Below are 889 nucleotides of genomic sequence, written 5' to 3'. Positions count from 1 at the left end.
CGTGTTTAAACTTTTTTGAGGAACTTGGAGATAAACCCTAATAGAAGCATTCCAATCCAAGTTACATCAAGATACTCATATCTCATTATCAAACCTTTATATCCGTCAAGCCAACCATTTGATTGTTCAATCTTAAACCTATTTTTGTACAGTTCTTCATCAAAATAAACATTTGGTTGCTCTCCATTTCGGGGATTAGGTTTGATATTTGCTATAATTTCTTTGCTTTCTAAAAACTCTCTAAGAGACTTACTATCAAATCCTGCATCAGCATTGAGAAACAGACCTTTGTGCTCTATTCCTGCTTCTTCTAATAAAGCTAAGATTTCTTTTAGTACTTCTTCTATTTCATATAAGTCATTGTGATTTCCTGCTTTAGGACTTCCCATTGCTATCATTTGCCCTTTATTATCACACAAAAAAATGCTATTTGTGGTTACGGCTTTTTTTCTTGCTTGATAACCTGTAGATTCTCCTTTTTGACGACAACGTGTATGACTACCATCCAATTGAACGCAAGACATATCTAATTTCCTTTTCTTCTTGCTTAATAGATTCAACCATACTCGCTGAAAACTACCATCTTTACTCCATTTATTGAAGTAGTAATAAACACTTTGCCAAGAGATCTCTCCTTTTTCAAAATAGCTCTCAATTGGAAGTTCTCTCCATTGCACCCCTGTTTTTAATCTCTTGAGAATCAATAAAAATATTGAAGCTAAATCAAAATTACTTTTAAATCCTCTTTTTCCTACACTTAAAAAAGGAATAATCCAATTATTTATTGTATCTTTGCCCAAAGTTCCTGAATTTTAGTGTTCTTTTTTTCAAACACAAAATTACTAATTTTTGGGAACTTTTACTTCTCTAAAAAAGTTTAAACAGCTTC

1 protein-coding gene is annotated in these 889 nt (G+C 31.9%); it reads right to left on the bottom strand.

The window, feature by feature from the left end; all coding sequences use genetic code 11:
• Positions 1 to 5: 5 nt before the first annotated feature.
• The gene (locus tag HMPREF9071_RS11695; RefSeq protein WP_009401581.1) at positions 6 to 800 is read right to left on the bottom strand and encodes an IS5 family transposase; all 795 of its coding nucleotides are present in this window, start codon (positions 798 to 800) and stop codon (positions 6 to 8) included.
• Positions 801 to 889 lie beyond the last annotated feature (89 nt).

The sequence above is a fragment of the Capnocytophaga sp. oral taxon 338 str. F0234 genome, from assembly GCF_000192225.1.
Taxonomy (GTDB): domain Bacteria; phylum Bacteroidota; class Bacteroidia; order Flavobacteriales; family Flavobacteriaceae; genus Capnocytophaga.
The sequence above is the reverse complement of the archived record's forward strand: the minus strand, read 5'-3'. Positions and strand labels throughout refer to the sequence as shown.